Annotated in this window: 15 protein-coding genes and 1 riboswitch; of the genes, 10 read left to right on the top strand and 5 right to left on the bottom strand. The window is 58.8% G+C overall.

Going from position 1 to position 13,692, the window contains the following annotated elements:
• Positions 1-81: 81 nt before the first annotated feature.
• The gene (locus GXM19_RS10615) at positions 82-747 is read left to right on the top strand and encodes an alpha/beta hydrolase (protein ID WP_147293031.1); all 666 of its coding nucleotides are present in this window, start codon (positions 82-84) and stop codon (positions 745-747) included.
• A gap of 234 nt (positions 748-981) precedes the next feature.
• Here the strand turns inward: GXM19_RS10615 and GXM19_RS10610 are convergent, their stop codons facing one another.
• The 3 genes from GXM19_RS10610 to GXM19_RS10600 all read right to left on the bottom strand — a co-directional run bounded on the left by GXM19_RS10610 (position 982) and on the right by GXM19_RS10600 (position 4,083).
• Positions 982-2,115 carry a 5-methyltetrahydropteroyltriglutamate--homocysteine S-methyltransferase gene (locus tag GXM19_RS10610; protein ID WP_040358672.1) on the bottom strand — a complete coding sequence of 378 codons (1,134 nt, stop codon included), beginning with the start codon at positions 2,113-2,115 and terminating at the stop codon, positions 982-984.
• A 152-nt stretch (positions 2,116-2,267) separates the two neighbouring features.
• Positions 2,268-3,164: a LysR family transcriptional regulator gene (locus GXM19_RS10605; RefSeq protein WP_006234513.1), complete on the bottom strand. Its 897-nt coding sequence runs from the start codon at positions 3,162-3,164 to the stop codon at positions 2,268-2,270.
• A gap of 10 nt (positions 3,165-3,174) precedes the next feature.
• Positions 3,175-4,083, bottom strand: a complete 909-nt coding sequence (locus tag GXM19_RS10600; protein ID WP_040358674.1) for an HAD-IIB family hydrolase — start codon at positions 4,081-4,083, stop codon at positions 3,175-3,177.
• A gap of 160 nt (positions 4,084-4,243) precedes the next feature.
• A riboswitch (TPP riboswitch) is annotated at positions 4,244-4,354 on the top strand.
• 51 nt (positions 4,355-4,405) lie between these two features.
• On the opposite strand from GXM19_RS10600, the gene thiM reads away from it, so the two are divergent.
• From thiM to GXM19_RS10585, 3 genes are read left to right on the top strand one after another with little or no spacing between them, the layout of a single operon-like run.
• Entirely contained in the window at positions 4,406-5,245 is an 840-nt protein-coding gene (gene thiM / locus GXM19_RS10595) for a hydroxyethylthiazole kinase (RefSeq protein ID WP_040358676.1), read from the top strand.
• Positions 5,246-5,248: 3 nt separating this feature from the next.
• On the top strand, positions 5,249-5,590 hold the full coding sequence (locus GXM19_RS10590) for a thiamine-binding protein (protein ID WP_006234516.1): 342 nt from the start codon (positions 5,249-5,251) through the stop codon (positions 5,588-5,590).
• Complete coding sequence (locus GXM19_RS10585) at positions 5,587-6,282, top strand: thiamine phosphate synthase (RefSeq protein WP_006234517.1); 696 nt, start codon at positions 5,587-5,589, stop codon at positions 6,280-6,282. The genes GXM19_RS10590 and GXM19_RS10585 overlap by 4 nt, the downstream gene beginning before the upstream one ends.
• A 297-nt stretch (positions 6,283-6,579) precedes the next feature.
• On the opposite strand, the gene GXM19_RS10580 is transcribed toward GXM19_RS10585, so the two are convergent.
• Entirely contained in the window at positions 6,580-7,449 is an 870-nt protein-coding gene (locus GXM19_RS10580; RefSeq protein ID WP_006234518.1) for a patatin-like phospholipase family protein, read from the bottom strand.
• A 128-nt stretch (positions 7,450-7,577) separates the two neighbouring features.
• Here GXM19_RS10580 and GXM19_RS10575 point away from each other — a divergent pair, with 128 nt between their 5' ends.
• From GXM19_RS10575 to GXM19_RS10550, 6 genes are all read left to right on the top strand, one after another.
• Positions 7,578-7,874, top strand: coding sequence for an EAL domain-containing protein (locus GXM19_RS10575; RefSeq protein WP_006234519.1), 297 nt, complete (start codon positions 7,578-7,580; stop codon positions 7,872-7,874).
• 127 nt (positions 7,875-8,001) lie between these two features.
• Positions 8,002-9,531 carry a diguanylate cyclase domain-containing protein gene (locus GXM19_RS10570; protein WP_006234520.1) on the top strand — a complete coding sequence of 510 codons (1,530 nt, stop codon included), beginning with the start codon at positions 8,002-8,004 and terminating at the stop codon, positions 9,529-9,531.
• 74 nt (positions 9,532-9,605) lie between these two features.
• Complete coding sequence (locus GXM19_RS10565) at positions 9,606-10,229, top strand: flavodoxin family protein (RefSeq protein WP_006234521.1); 624 nt, start codon at positions 9,606-9,608, stop codon at positions 10,227-10,229.
• A gap of 17 nt (positions 10,230-10,246) precedes the next feature.
• Complete coding sequence (locus GXM19_RS10560) at positions 10,247-10,588, top strand: arsenate reductase family protein (protein ID WP_006234522.1); 342 nt, start codon at positions 10,247-10,249, stop codon at positions 10,586-10,588.
• A gap of 86 nt (positions 10,589-10,674) precedes the next feature.
• Positions 10,675-11,805 carry a GTP-binding protein gene (locus tag GXM19_RS10555; protein ID WP_006234524.1) on the top strand — a complete coding sequence of 377 codons (1,131 nt, stop codon included), beginning with the start codon at positions 10,675-10,677 and terminating at the stop codon, positions 11,803-11,805.
• A gap of 95 nt (positions 11,806-11,900) precedes the next feature.
• Positions 11,901-12,500: a tRNA (cytidine(34)-2'-O)-methyltransferase gene (locus tag GXM19_RS10550; protein WP_006234525.1), complete on the top strand. Its 600-nt coding sequence runs from the start codon at positions 11,901-11,903 to the stop codon at positions 12,498-12,500.
• 130 nt (positions 12,501-12,630) lie between these two features.
• Here GXM19_RS10550 and GXM19_RS10545 read toward each other — a convergent pair whose 3' ends face one another.
• Positions 12,631-13,692, bottom strand: a complete 1,062-nt coding sequence (locus tag GXM19_RS10545) for a hypothetical protein (protein WP_006234526.1) — start codon at positions 13,690-13,692, stop codon at positions 12,631-12,633.

Here is a 13,692-nt window from a genome sequence, read left to right as displayed (position 1 = left end):
CGCCTTTCTTTTAGCGTCTGCCCCCGTGCCAGCGTGCGACAATTGAGGCTGTCAATATCACAACACCGAGAGAAGCCTGCCTTGGAAGCGCATCATAAGCAGATAACCGTTTATTCAGAGTGTGCGGAAGGCGCGCCCGTCATCTACCTCCCCGTTGTCATGGGCGACGGTAGCGAAGTCTACGAGCGCTGCCGAGAGCTCGACTGCCCACCCTTCACCCTTGTCGCCATTGGAGGGCTCGATTGGAATCGCGAGCTGAGCCCCTGGGAATGTGACGGAACTATACGAGATGCTGAGCCCTTTGGCGGACAGGCGTCTGAGTTTCTCGATGAACTGCTGAATCAGATAATCCCAGAGGCCGAATCATCACTTCCCTGCCCGCCCACCTGGCGCGGCATTGCCGGCTACTCGTTGGCGGGTCTTTTTGCACTGTGGGCACTTTGGCAAACAGATGTCTTTGAGCGCGTGGCGAGTGCATCGGGGTCGCTGTGGTTCCCCGGCTTTATCGACTACGCGCGCGAGCGCACGATGACAGCTACGCCCGACGCTGCCTATCTGTCGCTCGGTAAAAAGGAAACCAAGACGCCCAACCGCATGATGCGGCACGTACTCGACGATACGCACGCGATGGAAGAGCTGCTTATCGAGCGTGACATTCCAACAACGCTGGAGCTCAACCCCGGCAATCATTTTGCCCAAACTGACCTGCGCATGGCGCGCGGCATCCACTGGATACTGACGCATTAAAAATGGCGTCCACGCGTACGCACGGGCGCCATTTTTTGATTTAGCTGAACGCAACTACTATTCGACAGTCTCCTCGAGTTCAGATACGGCGGGCGTCGAGGATTGGGACATGGAGGTCCTTTCATGATGGAAGGGCGATCAGGCATATCGGATAACCTGCCCGAACGATACGATCCGAACCATTGTACGTGATACGCCATGTCTCGCACGCGCCGTCACCTGCGAACGGTAACGTTACTTCCAAACGCGCTCGGCAATGCGCTTGACCAGCGCGATCTTTGCCCACTGCTCGTCCTCGGTCAGCTTGTTGCCAATCTCGCAGCTGGCAAAGCCGCACTGGGGCGACAGGTACAGGTTCTCGAGCGGCACGTACTTTGCGGCTTCGCGGATGCGCTCGACGATAACATCCTCGTTCTCGAGCTCTGCCGCCTTGGTGGTTACCAAGCCCAGCACGACCTTCTTGCCGGGGGCAACATACTTCAGCGGCTCAAAACCGCCGGCGCGCGGCGTATCGAACTCCAGGTAAAATGCGTCGACATCCTCGTTTGCGAACAGGTACGGCGCGATGGGGTCATAGCCGCCCTCGAAGGCATAGGTAGAGTGGTAGTTACCACGACACACGTGCGTGTTAATGACCAGGTCATCGGGCTTGCCATCGATGGCGGCGTTGTTGAGCGCCACACCCAGCTCGGACACCTTTTGCAGGTCAACCGGGCTCATGCCGGTCTTGGACACAAAGTCGGTATCGCAATAGATGCCCCAGGTGCAGTCATCAAACTGGATGTTGCGGCAGCCTGCTGCGTACAAGTCGGCGATCACCGTGCGATAAGCGGCTGCAATGGCGTCGGCAAGTTCCTCATCGGTCTTATAGACGGCACGCAGGCTCTCCTGCTGGCCGTCGCAGCGATCGAGCGTGACCTCAGAGAACGCCTGGATCGGCGCCGGGATGGTCTGGCGTGCAACGTGGCCCTCGCCCTCAAGTGCCTTGACAAACTTAAAGTGCTCGACGAAGGGGTGGTTCACGCCGCTGATGGGGCCGGTCACCACGGCGGTATCGGCCGTGGTCTCCTCGTCGTGGAACATATAGCCCGTACGTGAGGCACGGCGTTCAATGCCGTTGAGTCCCCACATAAAGTCGAGGTGCCAGTAGCTGCGGCGAAACTCGCCATCGGTAATCACCTGCAGGCCGGCGGCCTTTTGCTTGTCCACCAGGTCGCGAATGGCCTCATCCTCGACGGCCTTAAGACCGGCGGCGTCGAGTTTGCCCGCGGCGTAGGCGGCACGGGCGTCCTTCACGGCCTGCGGACGAAGAAAACTGCCGACGATATCGGCGCGAAACGGCGCGTTCGGTTGAATCGAAGTGCTCATAGATATCTCCCTTTGCATTGGTTGCTTTATCGAGACAGAGTATGGGCGCTCATGTGGTCATCGTAAAATATATGTTTATATAGGTTTGTTATTAGTTTTTTCTATACCGAGCAACAGCGGGACTCAGCCTCACATGGATATCTCGAAGTGAGCTAAATATGCTGACGAATCGCGTCGATATAGGCCTGCCCATAGCGCGTGAGCGTCGTATTTTTGCGCGTGATAATGCCAATCTCCATATACTCGTCCACATCGAGCGGAATCGAGATAATACCGGGGCCGTTAAGTTCATGGCTGATCACGCCCGAACACACCGTGTAACCGTTAAGGCCCATAGCTAGGTTGAACAGCGTCGCACGGTCACGCACGCGGATATTCTTGCGACGCTCAAAGGTCGAGGTCAGCTCCTCGGAATAATAAAACGAGTTATAGCTGCCCTGCTCATAGGACAGGAACGGGTAGTCTTCCAAGTCCTCGAGCGTCACGCTGGAGCGGCCCGCCAGCGGATGGTCGGCGCACACGAAGACATGCGGCGCGGCGCAGAAGAGTCCTTCGAACACGAGCTCGTTGGCCGCCAGCATGCGCTCGATGACCTCGCGGTTATGCTCGGATAAGTACAGGATGCCCAGTTCGCTTTTCATATGCGCGACATCCTCGATAATCTCGTGGGTCTGCTCCTCGCGCAGGGTAAAGTCGTAACGCGCGGCATCGAACTCGCGGATTACATCGACAAACGCGTTAACGGCAAAGGAATAATGCTGGCAGCTCACACTAAAGTGCGGCACCTGCTCGGATGCGCCCTTGTACTTGCCCTCGAGTAGGTCGGCCTGGTCGAGTACCTGACGCGCGTAGCCCAAGAAGGTCTCGCCTTCCTCGGACACAATGACGCCCTTGTTGGTGCGCTCAAAGATGTGCACACCCATCTCGTTTTCGAGATCGCGGATCGACGCGGTAATCGAAGGCTGCGACACAAAGAGCCGGCGCGAGGCCTCGGTGATGCTGCCGCATTCGGCAACCTTAACAACATACCTGAGCTGCTGAAGCTTCATGACGTTCTCCCTAGACGTTCGTGGCGCCAAGACCCGCCGCGTCCACCTGGCGCATAAACGACGGCATCTCCCCCGTCGCGGCGCAGGCGGCAATCTGATGCAGAGCCCCGGCGACCGCATCATCTGCCGCAGCGCCGATATGCCAGCGCGCCGCCGCCGTGACGACCTCGTTGGCATTAGCGACTGCAACGGAGTTGGGAACGGCATCGATCATGGGCAAATCGTTATCGGAATCGCCAAATACGGCCACCTCGTCGGGCGTCATGCCCATAGCGCGCGCCAGCTCCAGCGCAGCGCAGCCCTTGTCCCAACCAGCCGGAAGGATGTCAAACAGGCGCACGCGGTTGTTGGGAAACACAAGCGAGATTTCCGGCACCTCAGCGGCAACGCGCTCGCGTAACTCCGCGAGCTCCTCACGCGAACGGGCACTCCAGATATTCGCCTTAAACACCGTCGCATCATCGACGACGGGACGGCACGGAGCCTCTTCGCCTTTGAGCCACGCATTGCCGCCCGACTCCATAGCGCGACACACACGCTCGGGATCGCTCGTCACGCAGTAGGCATCGTTGCCCCAAAAGTCATCGCCCAGGCTATAGACTTTTAGAAATGTATCGTCGGTCTCTTGCTCCAGATAGTCAGCCAAACGCATCAGGGCATCGTTGTCGATTGCGCGCGAGGCGACTACTTCGCCGTCGACAAACATCACCTGGCCGTTACAGAACGCGCCAGTCGAAAAGCACTCGGAACGATTTTTGAACATCCAGCCCATCGCGGACGGCTGACGACCCGAAACCGGACCAAAGTGCAGACCCGCCGCCTGCATGGCATGAATACCCTCAATGGCGTAGTCGCTGACACCGTCATGTCCAGCCGGAATCAGCGTATCGTCCATATCGGTCAGCACAAGTTTGATCATAGAGCCCCCCGTCATTTTCACCGTAACCATTGTAACGACCTACCAATAAGGGACAGGTTTATTTTGGCAGGTTTTATCTGGGAAAATACAGCACCCCTGTTGCCACCTGCCAAAATAAACCTGTCCCTTTTTGGCAGGTGCGCTAGTATAGGGAACAACAGATTCGATGCGGGAGTGCCGGCGGTGCAAACCACAAGGCTGAGAGGGCATGGGGCCCAATCCTTTGAACCTGTCAGTTAATGCTGGCGTAGGGAGCATGCCGCCTTTACAGGGGCGCTGTCTATGCACAGCGCCCCTTTTCTATGCCAAGGAGGCATGTGCAGTGATTGATTCGGAACAGCTTAAACAACATATGGTCAAGGCCGTGGAGGAGATTCACGCCACCAATCCGATGGCCGGCTCCATCACCAACACGGTGACGATCGACTTTGTCGCCAACGCACAGCTCGCCGTGGGCGGATCGGCCGCCATGGTCTATCTGCCCGACGAGGGCGAGGCGCTCGTTGCCGGCGGCGGCGCCATCTATCTCAATATGGGCACGCTCTTCCCCATCTACGAGCAGACGATTCCCCGCGCGGCCAAGGCGGCACATGACGCCGGCAAGCCCTGGGTGCTCGATCCGGTGGGCCTGGGCATCGGTAGCCTGCGCACCCAGTTGGTAAACGAGCTCAAGCAGTACAAGCCCGCCATCGTGCGCGGCAACGCCTCCGAGATCATCGCGCTCGCCGGCCTGTGGGGTCTTGAGGGCGAGGCGGCCGATTTGAGCCGCGTACGCGGTGTCGATACCACCGACACGGTCGACGCCGCCCGCGATGCCGCCGTGGCGCTCGCCCGCTACACCGGCGGCGCCGTTGTGGTCTCGGGCGAAGTCGACCTGATCACCGACGGCATGACCGTGGCCAAGTCCCACGGCGGCAGCCCGCTCATGTCCAAGATCACCGGCTGCGGCTGCTCGCAGGGCGGCGTGCTCGCCGTGTACGCCTGCGCCGCCGACCCGTTTACGGCCGCCGTCTGCGGTACCGCCGTCTACAACGTTGCCGGCACGCGTGCCGCCGCCGTCGCCGATGCCCCGGCAAGCTTTAAGGTCGCCTTTATCGACGAGCTCTACCGCGCAACCGCCCAGGACATCGCCAGCAACCAGCTCGACCTCGAGGAGGCATAGGCCATGTCCGAGCCCGCAACCAATGCCGGCATGAACACGCTCATCGCTGTGGCCATCGCCCCGTGCGGCACCGGCGATGAGCTGTCCGCCGAGGTCGCCGAGGTCGTGCGCGTCATTCGCGAGAGCGGCCTCCCCAACCGCACCACCTCGATGTTCACCGAGATCGAGGGCGACTGGGACGAGGTCATGCAGGTCGTGCGCGACGCAACCTTTGTGTTGGCGAGCAAGGGCATCCGCACCGAAGTCGTGCTCAAAGCCGATATTCGGCCCGGATTTACCGACACCATGACCGGCAAGCTCGAGCGCATGGAAGCGCAGATCAAAAAGCAGGAGGAAGCACGATGAGCATCCGCGACAACCTTGATATCTCGGCCTATCTGGTGCTCGGCCCCGAAAATACGCTCGGACGCCCCGTGGGCGATGTGGTGGCCCAGGCACTCGACGCCGGCTTTACTTGCATTCAAGTGCGCTCCAAGGTGGCAAGCGCCCGCGAGATCATTGCGCTGACCGGCGACGCCGCACAGGCAATCGCACAGGCCGGCAAGACCGGTCAGGTCGCCCTGCTGATCGACGACCGTCTGGACTGTGTGCTTGCCGCGCGCGAGCAGGGTATTGCTGTCGACGGCGTGCACGTGGGTCAGAGCGACATCCCCGTCGAGGTCTGTCGCAAGCTGCTGGGCCCCGACGCCATCGTGGGCCTTTCGGCCCGTTGCGAGGAGATGCTCGAGTACGTCAAGACCGCCGACATGAGCCTAGTCGACTACCTGGGCATCGGCCCACTCCACGAGACCGAGACCAAGCGCGACTGCGGACGCGCGGCCGACGGCTCTATCATCACCAAGAGCTTTGAGGACCTGGCCGCACTCCACGCGGCAAGCCCCGTGCCCATCGTGGTGGGCGGCGGCGTCAAGACGGCCGACTTGCCGCAGCTTAAGGCAACCGGTGTCGATGGCTTCTTTGTGGTGAGCGCCGTCTGCAGTGCCGACGATCCCTACGCCGCCGCCAAGGAGCTCGTCGACACCTGGCAGCAGGCATAGGCATAGGCCGAGCAGTCGATTCGCAGCCTCGTATCTTCAGCAATGGAAAACGCATCCCAGCTTGGATCTCCATTCCGGGATGCGATTTCCGCATGCGGCTCCGTTGGGAAACCCCATCCCATTCCAGGCGCAAATTCTGGGACGCCGTTTCCAAAATCCGCCGTCGGGGAAACTGCATCCCGTTTTGGATGCCGATTCCGGGGCGCGCTTTCCGCTACGGGCCTCTCGCGGAAACCTCATCCCATTTTTAGCGCCGATTCCGGGATGCGCTTTCCGCCGAGTCCACGGCAGTTTGCTCTACTCTGCCAGATACGCTTCCAGCGCCGGCAAGGTCGCCTCCGCATCGTGGCGGCCGACCTGGTAGATACGCTCGAGCTCATCCGGCTCGCGGCACAGCGACGGCACCTTCACCGATTCGCTCGGCCGCACCACAAAGACCTCGCCGGCAGCCTCACGACGCGCCAAGTCATCGAGCGTGGCATTGTAGACCTCATGCCGATGATCGAGCGCTGCAACAAACTCCGGGTAGTGACGAAACACGCGCCGCAGCATGGGCATCACGCTGTTGGGTTGCTTCACAAAGCCCGCCGGCTGCGTGAGTACCACGATATTGCGGTCATACCCCTGCGCAAACAACCAAGCGCTGGGAATGGAATCAGCCACGCCACCATCCAGATACTTATGCCCGCCAATAGCAACGGGACGCGTCGCCACGGGAATCGCCGACGACGCCCGGATCCACTCGATATCGCGCTCGTCGCCATAGGGCAGGTCGTGGTAGACGGCCTTGCCCGTCTCGATATCGGTACACACGCACGTAAACCGCATAGGGCAGGCGCGATATGTCTCCAGGTCGATGGGATCGCGCTCGATGGGCACCTCGTGATAGGCAAAATCGGCATTGAACATGTCACCGGTTCGCAACCAGCTGGTCACACCCGCATAGCGCTTATCGGCACAATAGGCCTTGTTGTAGCGAATGGCGCGGCCGATCTGGCGCGATTTAAAGTTGTAGCCAAACGCCGCGCCCGCCGAGACACCCACCATATGGTCGCAGGTCAAACCGTGCTCCATCCAAACGTCGAGCACGCCCGCCGTATACATACCGCGGTAGCCGCCTCCCTCGAGCGCAAGCCCCACCGTGTGCGTCGTATCCGGCTGTGCCATGCGACCATCTCCGTTCCTGCGTTTTAAACCGGGACAAGTATACCCGTCAACATATATCGTCTCAGTCGCATTTTCATCGAACATCGCATCGTCGCGCTACCGCCTGTCGAATAATAGCCGTCCACAGCATGTGCACCCATATCCCCGCACTCGAGGAAAGCGGCTTTATGGTGACGCTCGACAAGCACATTTGGCAGATTGCGCCCGTCGACGGCGATCAAGGCCGCAGCACGCAGATCATTTCATCGATGCTCGAAATGGCGCAGTCGCTCCATCTGCCGGTCGTGGTCGAAGGCGTCGAGACAAATGAGCAGGCGAACATGCTACGACAAATGGGAGCCTGCCACGCTCAGGGCTTCCTCTACTACCGCCCCATGCCGGCAAAGGATTTTGAGGCATTGCTCGATGGTGGCAATAACAACTGATACGCTCGTGCGCAAAACGCCACCGCCGAAGGGGGCATTTGTCCCCATTGGCTAACTCATATCCCCAATTCAAGCCGAATTGGGGATATGATACAAACCGTTGTTCCGCCCAAGGAGGTTATCCATCATGAACGAGTCGTATCGCATGGGCGAGCAATCGATTATTGCCTATCTTCAGCGACTTGCGAATGGCATCTCGACCGCCGAACTCGATGTTGCCGCGCTGCCTGCTGAACTACGCGCCGTTGGCGAGCAACTGCAAAAGACGCATGCCATCCTGCAACAAGAGCGCCAGCTGCTTGAGCGCAACGCCTATATCGATCCGCTCACCAACTTGGGCAACCGCAACGGATTCGACCGTCACGTCGAGCAACTCTGGCGCAAAGGCGACCCCTTCACCTGCGCCTATATTGACATCGACCATCTCAAGCATTGCAATGATAGGTTTGGCCACGCCGAAGGCAATCGCTATATTCTGAGCATCTGCCGCACGCTCTCCGAAACCATGGAGCACGATGAGATGCTGTTCCGTATCGGTGGAGACGAGTTTGTGCTCATCTCGCTCTCCGCAAACGAGATTGAACTCGAGCAGCGCTTGGAGCAGGTACGTACCAGGCTGATCGAGGCGAGCTCAGGTGGCAAGGCGCCCATGATCGGCAGCTTTAGCTTTGGCTGCTCGCGCGTCGATCCACTTGCTGGCGACACGCGTCGCCAGATGACAATGGATGCCGATCGCAAGATGTATCGCTATAAGCTTATGCATCGTGTGCAGCAACCGAAAGACGATGACGCGCCGCAACGCCCAATCGTCGATCAGCTTCCCTGCAACGACCGGGTGTTCCAAGCGATCTCCATGAGCTCCGAGACGCGCTATCCGTTTATCCTCAATCTCGATACGGGAGAATCGCAATGGTCGGTTAACGCCGTGCGCGATTTTGACCTGCCCTCCCAGCACCCTTTTAACTCACTCGACATGTGGCTCGCCCGCGTTCATCCCGAGGACCGCGACAACGTACGTGTCGAGCTCGACATGGTGATAAACGGCACGTGGCACTTCCACTACATGCAGTATCGCGTAATGGATGCCACCGGAAAATACGTGCTTTGCGACTGCACGGGCTACCGCTTGGACGGCACCGATACCGAGCCCGGCATGTATGTGGGCATTATCATCAACCGAAGCTTGGCAGATACGACCGATTCCGTGACCGGCTTGGGCGATATTCACGCCCTGGTCAACGCCATTGGCGAAATGCGTCGCGTGGCGCGCAAGGCTGGTTTGATCGCCATCAAAATCGACGATATCGCTCAGGTCAATGCCCGCTTTGGCTTTGATGCGGGCGACCGCGTTTTGGCAGAATGTGCCGCCTGTCTGGTGGAATGCTCGCGCGGTAAGGGTCGTATGTTCCGCTCGACGGGGCCGATGTTCGTGGCTCTTTTCGACGACTTTGATCCCGAAGAAACCGATGCGATTGCAGAGGAAATCGAGCGGTTCCTGGGTTCGCCCGTGCTCTTTGGCCCATTTGAATATCAGCCGCTCATTCGCGTGGCCACGCTCCATCTGGACGGCGTCGACCGTCAGCCCGTTTCGATTTTGAACGAGCTCAAAGCGTTGCTCGGGAAAGCCGTGCAGGTGCCAGGTACCAAACTGGATTAGCACCGCGCCCACACCGCCTCCCCCATCGTGCGATAATCCTCTGCAGAAGTCACCGACAGCAGAGGGAGTTTGTGATGAAGGTTCTTTTGGTCAATGGCAGCCCCAAGGCAAACGGCAACACCGCCCGCGCACTCGCCGAAGTCGCCGAGCAGCTCATTGCCGAAGGCATTGATACCGAGGCGTTTCAGCTGGGCGCCAAGCCCATTCGCGATTGCATCGGTTGCGGCCAGTGTGGCAAACTTGGCGGTCGCTGCACCTTTGACGACGACGTGGTGAACGAGCTCATCGCTGCCGCCGAGCAGGCAGATGGCTTTATCTTTGGCTCACCCGTCTACTATGCGCACCCCAGCGGGCGCATCCTTTCGGCCCTCGATCGCGTATTCTATGCCGGAGGCAAAGCCTTTGCACACAAGCCGGGCGCTGCCGTCGCCGTCGCCCGTCGCGGCGGTACGTCGACGACCTTCGACGTGCTCAACAAGTACTTCACCATCAACCAAATGCCCGTGGTTGCTTCCACCTACTGGAACAACGTGTTTGGCCGCGTGCCCGGCGACGCCGATGGGGATGCCGAGGGCCTTGCCACCATGCGCAACATCGGCAAGAACATGGCCTGGCTCCTGCATTGTATCGAGGCAGGACAGGCCGCCGGTATCGAAGCCCCCGAAGCCGATCGCGAGCGCACCAACTTCATCAGGTAGAACGGCGGAACAAATACATGAACGTGCAAATTTTTGGCACCAAAAAGTCTTTCGATACCAAGAAAGCACAGCGCTTCTTCAAAGAGCGCCGCATTAAGGTGCAGTTTATTGACCTTAAGGAAAAGGAGATGAGCAAGGGCGAGCTCACGAGCGTGATGCAGGCGGTCGGCGGTATCGACAAGCTGCTCAACCCCAAGGCCAAGGACGAGGAGACGCTCGCGCTCATCCAGCACCTCACCCCCAGCCAGCGCTTCGACAAGTTGCTCGAGAACCAGCAGGTTCTAGCCGAGCCCATCGTGCGTAACGGCAAAAAGGCCACCGTCGGCTATTGCCCCGATGTATGGGGAGCCTGGGAGTAGCCTGTGTTATTTGCCAGCGCGTGGGTATAAGAGCAGGCGTTTGGCATATGATTCAACTGTAAGCCATGTCTAACAAAGGAGGGCACATGCCCAACAAACCCGTGAAAATCATCATGCTTACCGGATACCTCGGTGCCGGCAAGACCACGCTGCTCAACCACATCCTCGCTAACGATGGCGGTATCCGCGCCGCCGTAATCGTCAACGATATCGGCGAGATCAATGTGGACGCCAGCCTCATCGCCGACGGCGGCCTTTCCGAGACCGACGACCTCATCCCGCTCACCAACGGCTGCATCTGCTGCACGCTTTCGGATGACCTGGCCAACCAGCTGCAGGGCATCGCCGATTCGGGCAACTTCGATTACATCATCATCGAGGCCTCGGGCATTTGCGAGCCCATCCCCATCGCCTACACCATCTCGAGCTTCTGCGACGAGGCCAAGGTGGGCGGCGAGCCCAAGCTCGCGCTCGACAACATCGTGGCCGTGGTCGACTGCGCCCGCATGTACGACGAGTTCAACGGCGGTCGCGACCTGCTGGCCGAGGATATCGACGAGGACGACATCGAGAGCCTGCTCATCCAGCAGATCGAGTTCTGCTCCACGCTGATCCTCAACAAAACCGATACCGTGAGCTCTGAGCAGATCGCCGAGCTCAAGGCTATCGTGCGCAGTCTGCAGAAGGACGCCGTGATCGTCGAGGCTCAAAACGGCGAGGTTCCCATGGAGGAGCTGCTCGATACCGACCGCTTCGACTTTATGCGCGCCTACAACTCCGCCGCCTGGATCGATGCCATGGAGCATCCCGAGGAGCACGACGACCCCGAGGTGCTCGAGTACGACATCGAGACCTTTGTTTACTCGCGCCGTAAGCCGTTTGACCTGAAGAAGTTCACCGATTTTGTTGAGCAGGAGTGGCCCGACGAGGTCATCCGCGTCAAGGGTCCGCTGTGGCAGACCGGCGACCCGGACATGTGCTACATGTTTGAGCAGGCCGGCCACCAGATGCGCCTGATGGAGAACGGCCTGTTTGTCGACTCAGCGCCCGAGGGCGAGAAGCAGAAGATCATCGACGAGAACCCCGAGATCATGCAGATTTGGGACGACGAGACGGGCGACCGCATGACGAGCCTGTGCATCATCGGCCGTCACATGGACAAGGATGCGCTCATCGCCTCCCTCGATGCCTGCCTGACCGACTGGCACCGCGCCTAGGTTTATCCAAGCGGGCATTTTTCCGCCCACGTAACTGCCTAACCACCACGAAGGTACCCTTCGTGGTGGTTTTTCGTTCTGAGCCAAGGAGATTCATGTTCAATATCGTGCTGTATGCACCCGAGATTCCGGCCAATACGGGCAATATCGGCCGTACCTGCGTGGTCACCGGCGCCCATCTGCATCTGGTGGAGCCATTGGGCTTTTCGCTCGATGACAAGACGGTACGTCGCGCCGGTCTGGGCTACTGGCAAAACTTGGACGTGACGACCTATGCCGGCTGGGAGGATTTCCTTGCGCGTAACGGTCTCTCCCCCGCCGACGAGCGCCTGCATCTGCTGACCAAAAAGGCGCGCCGAACCTATGCGCAGAGTACCTACCGCGATGGCGACTACCTGGTCTTTGGCAGCGAGAGCTCGGGTATTCCCGAGGAGCTGCTCGCCGCGGCGCCCGAGCGCTGCGAGCGCATCCCCATGCTGCGCGATTGCGACTCACTCGACAACGCCGAGGCCTGGGAAGCCCACGAGGAATCGCTCGGGCATACCGAGGACGACCACGAGGCCATCCTTCGGCAGGATATCTGCGGCAACTTCGTCAATCCCGACGACTACCGCATCAGCGCACTCAACCTCTCCAACAGCGCCGCCATCGTCCTCTACGAGGCCCTGCGCCAGACGAACTTTGCCGGCATGTAAAAACCTGCCATTAGGGGACGAGGTAGAAATGGTAGACTTTCAAACTCTCTAGTCCTTGACAAAATGGTTTTGACATCAAATGCGGCAAAGGAACAGTCCCTTTGCCGCATTTGGCTGCTGGCAATTCACGTCAGAATTCAACTTCAAATACAAACGACTGCCGGAGTTCTCGCTTGGCTTGGCTTGTCAGGCTCGAATTCGCCCTTATGTTCAGTTTGCTGCATGCCTCGTCGATAGCCATAGCAAGTGATACAGACATGGTCATGGTCGTTTCACTTTTCAATTCGACCCGATAACTCTTCGCCTTGTTTTTATCCTCTCCACCACATCTCGTCTCAATTAGCAAGAGAATATCTGAGTCATGGGCATACCAATGGAGCTCAGGGCGCTGTGGAACCATGTCACCCTCGAATTCCTGTGTAAACAGAATTTTCTTCTCATTTCTCGTTGAATCGCTCAAGGAACCGTCGATTCGAACCGAGCCCTTCTTTCCCGCCTTGGCATTTCCCTTAACCTGGTGGCCTCGCCGAGTTTCCTCGTACTCCGTCACCTCCAGTTTGCAGCGCTTCGCGCCAAGCATGAACGCAATCCGCCTCAACTCGGCCATCTTGTCTTGTTGCATGGTTGCGAAATAAGAGTCAAGGTCAACAAAGCGAGACCGATCAAAAGCATCTATGTAATATGTGGAATAAAGAGATGGTTTAGGATAGAAAGACAATTCGCTATCCCCGATTGCCTCGCGGTAAAGATTGAAAATCTGCGTACCCTTAACGGTATCCAGCCAACCAATAGCATCCCTACAGGCATCGATACCCCGACGCTCATTTCCGTCAACAATTCGAATCATATTCGGCAAATAAAATGAAGGACTCTGATAGGTCTCCTTGGTTACCGGCCTGTATCTATTAAGCTGCTGCTGGTATGCCCAATCGTTGACGGCGTCACCGATATCCGCAGCAGCACCTGCCGCACCATCGGCCGCATCAGCAATAGCTGCCAAGGCGTCATCGACCATCGGAGTTGCAGCACGCATTGCACCATCGGCAACTTTCTGTACGGTTGCAACCGCGCCCGCCATCGCGCTTCCGGCGCCATCAACCAACCCGGCAGCGGCCTTACGGATATCAAAACTCTGCTTATGTCGCGGCAGCTCCTCCCTTTCGACAACAGCTAGATCGTCTTTATCCTCCAT

This window comes from Collinsella aerofaciens ATCC 25986 (genome assembly GCF_010509075.1).
In the GTDB taxonomy this organism is placed as follows: Bacteria; Actinomycetota; Coriobacteriia; order Coriobacteriales; family Coriobacteriaceae; genus Collinsella; species Collinsella aerofaciens.
Note: the sequence above shows the minus strand (reverse complement) of the source record. Positions and strands in the feature narration are given on the sequence as shown.

Bases quoted from the DNA above. Each gene is read 5' to 3' on its own strand.
- GXM19_RS10545 (WP_006234526.1), bottom strand. From the start codon at position 13,692: ATGGAGGATAAAGACGATCTAGCTGTTGTCGAAAGGGAGGAGCTGCCG.
- GXM19_RS10605 (WP_006234513.1), bottom strand. From the start codon at position 3,164: ATGAAGCTTCAGCAGCTCAGGTATGTTGTTAAGGTTGCCGAATGCGGC.
- GXM19_RS10610 (WP_040358672.1), bottom strand. From the start codon at position 2,115: ATGAGCACTTCGATTCAACCGAACGCGCCGTTTCGCGCCGATATCGTC.
- GXM19_RS10570 (WP_006234520.1), top strand. From the start codon at position 8,002: ATGAACGAGTCGTATCGCATGGGCGAGCAATCGATTATTGCCTATCTT.
- GXM19_RS10600 (WP_040358674.1), bottom strand. From the start codon at position 4,083: ATGATCAAACTTGTGCTGACCGATATGGACGATACGCTGATTCCGGCT.
- GXM19_RS10580 (WP_006234518.1), bottom strand. From the start codon at position 7,449: ATGGCACAGCCGGATACGACGCACACGGTGGGGCTTGCGCTCGAGGGA.
- GXM19_RS10575 (WP_006234519.1), top strand. From the start codon at position 7,578: ATGTGCACCCATATCCCCGCACTCGAGGAAAGCGGCTTTATGGTGACG.
- GXM19_RS10590 (WP_006234516.1), top strand. From the start codon at position 5,249: ATGTCCGAGCCCGCAACCAATGCCGGCATGAACACGCTCATCGCTGTG.
- GXM19_RS10550 (WP_006234525.1), top strand. From the start codon at position 11,901: ATGTTCAATATCGTGCTGTATGCACCCGAGATTCCGGCCAATACGGGC.
- GXM19_RS10560 (WP_006234522.1), top strand. From the start codon at position 10,247: ATGAACGTGCAAATTTTTGGCACCAAAAAGTCTTTCGATACCAAGAAA.
- GXM19_RS10555 (WP_006234524.1), top strand. From the start codon at position 10,675: ATGCCCAACAAACCCGTGAAAATCATCATGCTTACCGGATACCTCGGT.
- GXM19_RS10585 (WP_006234517.1), top strand. From the start codon at position 5,587: ATGAGCATCCGCGACAACCTTGATATCTCGGCCTATCTGGTGCTCGGC.
- GXM19_RS10565 (WP_006234521.1), top strand. From the start codon at position 9,606: ATGAAGGTTCTTTTGGTCAATGGCAGCCCCAAGGCAAACGGCAACACC.